This is a genomic window from Streptomyces sp. NPDC056948 (genome assembly GCF_042674225.1).
Classification (GTDB): Bacteria; Actinomycetota; Actinomycetes; order Streptomycetales; family Streptomycetaceae; genus Streptomyces; species Streptomyces purpurascens.
This window is the reverse complement of the sequence record NZ_JBHUQX010000572.1, coordinates 1-4,692: the sequence shown is the minus strand read 5'-3', so window position 1 is coordinate 4,692 and position 4,692 is coordinate 1. Positions and strand designations below refer to the sequence as shown.

5 protein-coding genes are annotated in these 4,692 nt (G+C 71.4%); 4 read left to right on the top strand and 1 reads right to left on the bottom strand.

What is annotated here, in order from left to right; all coding sequences use genetic code 11:
- Positions 1–23: 23 nt before the first annotated feature.
- Positions 24–950 (bottom strand): RNA polymerase sigma factor SigF, encoded by a 927-nt coding sequence (locus ACFTZL_RS41295; RefSeq protein ID WP_382594648.1) that lies wholly within the window; start codon positions 948–950, stop codon positions 24–26.
- A 242-nt stretch (positions 951–1,192) separates the two neighbouring features.
- Here ACFTZL_RS41295 and ACFTZL_RS41290 point away from each other — a divergent pair, with 242 nt between their 5' ends.
- The 4 genes from ACFTZL_RS41290 (at position 1,193) to ACFTZL_RS41275 (ending at position 4,642) form a co-directional block, all read left to right on the top strand.
- Complete coding sequence (locus tag ACFTZL_RS41290; RefSeq protein ID WP_382594645.1) at positions 1,193–1,570, top strand: STAS domain-containing protein; 378 nt, start codon at positions 1,193–1,195, stop codon at positions 1,568–1,570.
- 243 nt (positions 1,571–1,813) lie between these two features.
- Positions 1,814–2,368, top strand: a complete 555-nt coding sequence (locus ACFTZL_RS41285) for an ATP-binding protein (protein ID WP_382594642.1) — start codon at positions 1,814–1,816, stop codon at positions 2,366–2,368.
- 172 nt (positions 2,369–2,540) lie between these two features.
- Positions 2,541–3,248, top strand: a complete 708-nt coding sequence (locus ACFTZL_RS41280; protein WP_382594639.1) for an LPXTG cell wall anchor domain-containing protein — start codon at positions 2,541–2,543, stop codon at positions 3,246–3,248.
- A gap of 314 nt (positions 3,249–3,562) precedes the next feature.
- The gene (locus ACFTZL_RS41275) at positions 3,563–4,642 is read left to right on the top strand and encodes a hypothetical protein (protein ID WP_382594651.1); all 1,080 of its coding nucleotides are present in this window, start codon (positions 3,563–3,565) and stop codon (positions 4,640–4,642) included.
- The last annotated feature ends 50 nt before the right edge of the window (positions 4,643–4,692 follow it).

Sequence of the window (4,692 nt, the reverse complement as noted above, 5' to 3'; positions counted from 1 at the left end):
ACCCGGTGGGGATCACACGAGGATCACTCCTCGACGGTCAGCCCCTTGCGCAGTCGTACCAGCGTCCGCGACAGCAGTCGCGACACATGCATCTGCGAGATGCCCAGTTCCTCGCCGATCTCCGACTGCGTCAGACCCGCGACGAAGCGCAGGGAAAGGATCTTCCGGTCGCGCGGCGGAAGTTCGGCGATCAGCGGCTTCAACGACTCGACGTACTCGATGCCTTCGAGTCCGTGGTCCTCGTAGCCGATGCGGTCCGCGAGCGCGCCCTCGGAGTCGTCCTCCTCCGGCTGGGCGTCCAGCGAGGAGGCGGTGTAGGCGTTCGAGGCGGCCATGCCCTCGACGACCTCGTCCTTGGACAGGCCCAGGCGCTCGGCCAGCTCCGTCACCGTCGGGGCGCGGTCCAGCTTCTGCGCCAGCTCGTCACCGGCCTTGGCCAGGTCGAGCCGGAGCTCCTGGAGCCGCCGCGGGACGCGCACGGACCACGAGGTGTCGCGGAAGAAGCGCTTGATCTCGCCGACGATGGTCGGCATCGCGAACGTGGGGAACTCGACACCCCGGGAGAGTTCGAACCGGTCGATCGCCTTGATCAGGCCGATGGTGCCGACCTGGATGATGTCCTCCATCGGCTCGCTGCGGGAGCGGAACCGGGAAGCGGCGAACTTGACCAGCGCGAGGTTCAGTTCGACAAGCGTGTTACGGACGTACGAGTACTCGTGCGTGCCTTCCTCCAGCGCTTCGAGGCGCTCGAAGAGGGTCTTCGACAGAGCTCGTGCGTCGACCGCGCCGACCTGCTCGTACGGGGGGATGTCCGGAAGTCCGGCGAGAAGGTCGTCCTGTGTGACGAGCGTCTCGTCCTGCTCGATGGGATCCAGATGTTCCGGAGGGGGTGTCGACGTCGCTTTCTGGGTACGCGATGCGTCGAGCCGGGGTGACATGATGTCCTCCATCGTTCTCGGCATAAGGCTGCCGGAGCCAATTACGTGCACTGCGGTGTGCGGCGCCTCCAAAGCCGGCCGTGTGTCGGGTACGTGTCCTTACTAGGCCTACCCGCTTTCCCGAGCCCACCGCAAGTGCGTTCTGTGGGCATATGTCCGTTTGTGTGTAGTTGTTCGGGTGTCGGAGCACGTCGGGAAGGCGTAGTGTGCGAGGGCGTCAGCAAGCAGCCTCGACGTCAGGAGAGAGAGACGGCATGGACCGCGGGACGGTCGGCAGCGCACAGTCTGGCCGGCTTCTGGTGGAGGTGCGGGAAGAGGGCTCTAATGCCGTCGTGACCCCGGCGGGTGAGTTGGATCACCACACCGCCGATTTGTTGCGTGAGCCACTCGAGGACTGCCTCGCCAAGGGATTCAAGCGCCTGGTCATCGACTGCGCACGCCTGGAGTTCTGTGACTCCACGGGGCTCAATGTGCTCCTCGGCGCACGGCTGAAGGCGGAGGCCGCCGGTGGCGGCGTGACCCTCGCCGGGATGCAGCCGGTGGTAGCGCGCGTGTTCGAGATCACCGGTGCGGACGCGGTCTTCACCGTCCACGACACGCTCGAGGCGGCCCTGGCCGACGAGTCGAGCTGAGCGGCGGTGCGTCGGCGCGCCGAGCCTCGGCCTTCCCTCTGTGACCGACGTCCTATGCCCGTCACGCCTTTCGTGCCGAATCCGGGGGTGTTCCGTCGGGACGCCAGGGCAGGAGACATCCTGAACCTGTTGGCTGCCGGGGAGGCGGGGGCATCGCGAAACCGATATGCCGCGCACCGCGTGACTGACTGTGTACAGAATCTTTTGAATCGTGAACTGGTGAATCGGTGAGGTGAAGCGCTGATGAGCACCACCCGGCCTTACCCGCCGGGCGACCGCGGGCCGGAGCCCGGCGGCGCTTCCGGGGCGTCCGAGGGTGGCGTGCCGGCGGCCACTGCGTCCGGCGAGGGCGTGGGCACGCCGTCCGGGGCCGCGGCGCCGCCGGGGGGACGGCAGGTGCGCCGGCTGAGCTTCGACGGGGAGAGCGGTGTCGTTCCGCTCGCCCGCGACTTCACCCGCCAGGCGCTGTACGCGTGGGGCTGGCTGCCGGCCGCCTCCGCCGACCAGCGGGCCGCCGCCGAGGATGTGCTGCTCGTCGTCTCCGAGCTGGTCACCAACGCCTGCCTGCACGCCGAGGGGCCGGACCAGTTGTGGATCACCTGCGACAACAAGGTGATCCGCCTCGAGGTCGCCGACCGGGGCACCGGGCAGCCGGCCCCCCGTAATCCGCACCGGGCGGGGCGTCCGGGCGGCCACGGCATGTTCATCGTCCAGCGGCTGTGCCTGGACTGGGGCGTCGTGCGCACGCCGGGAGTCGCCGGCAAGACGGTGTGGGCGGAACTGGGCGCACCTGCCTGACCGGGTCCCCGCGCCCACGGATTCTCCGCCGTACATCCCCTCATACGTCACTCACCTCGCGCCGGATCGCCACAGATCCGGCGCGCACTGTGTCTTCCTTCCTCAAGGCCCCGGGCGTACCTTGACGGCCCGATCTGATACGCCGTCAGGAAACAGGAAGGGGAGTGGCACCGTGTCGTACCGGAATCGAACCGCCGCGCTCGCGTCCGCCGCGGCCCTGGCCGGCTCGGCGGTGCTGATGGCCGCCCCCGTGGCCCGGGCCGAGGTCGTCGACGTCAACTACCAGTGCAAGACGCCGATCGGCGACAAGAGCGCCGTCTCGCCCATCGACATCAAGGGCGTCGAGGACGGCGACGGCTACAAGGTCACCATGTCCTGGCAGAAGGGTGTCTCCTCCAGCCCGGTCGAACTGGGCAAGGGCGCGATGACCCCGAGCGCCACGATCGCCCTGGGCGGCGCCGACGACGGCACCCTGACGGTGACCGGCCCCGCCAACGACGCCGCCATCCCGGCCAACACCCCGATCAAGATCAACGACCTGAGCGGGACGTACCTGCCGAAGAAGAGCGGCGAGGTCACCTTCACGGCCGGCGTGCTCACCATCAAGGCGCTCGGTACGACGACCACGTGCACTCCGACGAACGACCCGGGCCCGTCCCTGACCCTCGACGTCAAGGCCGCGAGCGGCGGCGGCAGCACCGGCTCCGCCCAGGGCGGCGGCTCCGGGTCCGGCTCGGACACCGGCGCCGGGCTTCCGCGGACCGGGCCCGAGGACTCGGCCATAGCCCTCGGCACCCTCGGCGGGACGGTCCTGCTCGCCGGCGCGGCGGGCGCCCTGTGGCTGACACGGCGTCACCAGAGCGCCCGCGCCCGCCACTGAGCATGCCCCGGACGTGTGCAGGAGCCGACGCGGCCCGCCCGCCCGGGCTACCTGCCGAAGCCGAAGCCGACGCCGTCCACCGGCGGCCCGGCCGGCCGCGGCCGTTGGCGCGGGCGCGCGCGTATGCCGCTGTGCGGGGGTCCGCGCGCATGCCCGTGCGACCGCTGGAGCCGACGCTGTACGTCCGCCCCGGACGCCTGGTGGAGCTGACCGCTCGGGCTGTGGATGCCGTGCGCATCCCTGGACGCCCGCTGGAGTCGGCCGCTCGGGCCGCCGATGGTGTGCGCACGCCCGGACGACCGCTGGAGCCGCCGATGTCGTGCGTCGCTCGTCTTCCATCCCTGTCGCTGTCGGTTCTGCTCGTGTTTCTGCTGGTTCTGGCGGGGGCCGGGCCCGTCGGGGCGGTGGAGCGGCCCCGGGTCGAGTTGTCCAAGGCGCAGGCCGGGGCGGGCGGTTCGGTCACCGTCAGTGGCAGTGGCTGGCGGGCGCGTGCCCTGCTGACTCTGCTGGTCTGCGGGCAGGCCGAGCCGGACCGGGGTGTGACCGGCGGCTCCAACTCCTGCGCCAACGCGGACGGCCGGGCCGTCACCACCGACGCCGAAGGACGTTTCCGCCGCGCACTGCCCGTCGTCGAGCCACCGGTACCGTGCCCCTGCGTGGTGCACGTGGCGACGGTGACCGGAGCCGGTGCCGAGGCCGACGCGGCCCTCCAGGTCGCCGGGCACACGGTCGAGCCGCTGCCCGCGGAACCGTCCGGCGGGCGGCTCTCCCTGCTCGCGGACACCCGGCTGCGCGGCACCGGCGGGCTGCTGACCTGGTTCGGCTCCCCGCCCGCCCGGACCCTCGAGGTCACCGTCGGCAACGTCGGCACGTCCCCCGTGAAGGACCCCGTCTTCCAGGTCGGCACCGCGCACGGCGTGTTCGCCCCGCAGTGGCAGGACCAGCGATGGCGCGGCACGATCCGGCCCGGCGGCGAGGCCCGTATCGAACTGCCCGTGGAACTCGCGGCCGGGGCGCACGGCGACTACACGGTGTCCCTGAAGTACGGCGGCAAGGTCCTCGCCGAACACCCCTGGGGCGTCGGCCGCCCCTGGGGCGTGACCCTGTTCTGGGTCCTGGTCCTCCTGGTCGTACCGGCGGCGGTGTTCCGCGCCGGCCTGGCCGTGGTGGACCACCTACGGCCTCGCCACCCCGGCCACGCGGCCCGCCCGGCCCGTCGCAGGGGGCTGCCCGTGCCGCTGCCGCACCCGCCGAGGAAGCGTGCCGGGACGAGCACCGGCGCGAGCACCCCCTCAGCCGCCCCGGCCCTGCCCTGGGTCACCCCCGACGCCGGCTCGGAAGACGAGGAACGGTCCTCCGTGCCGTACGGGAAGGATCCGACGACGAAGGCCTGACGTGCGCGAACGCCCCCGTGCACGCGAAAGGGCCGCCGCACCCCGGGGTG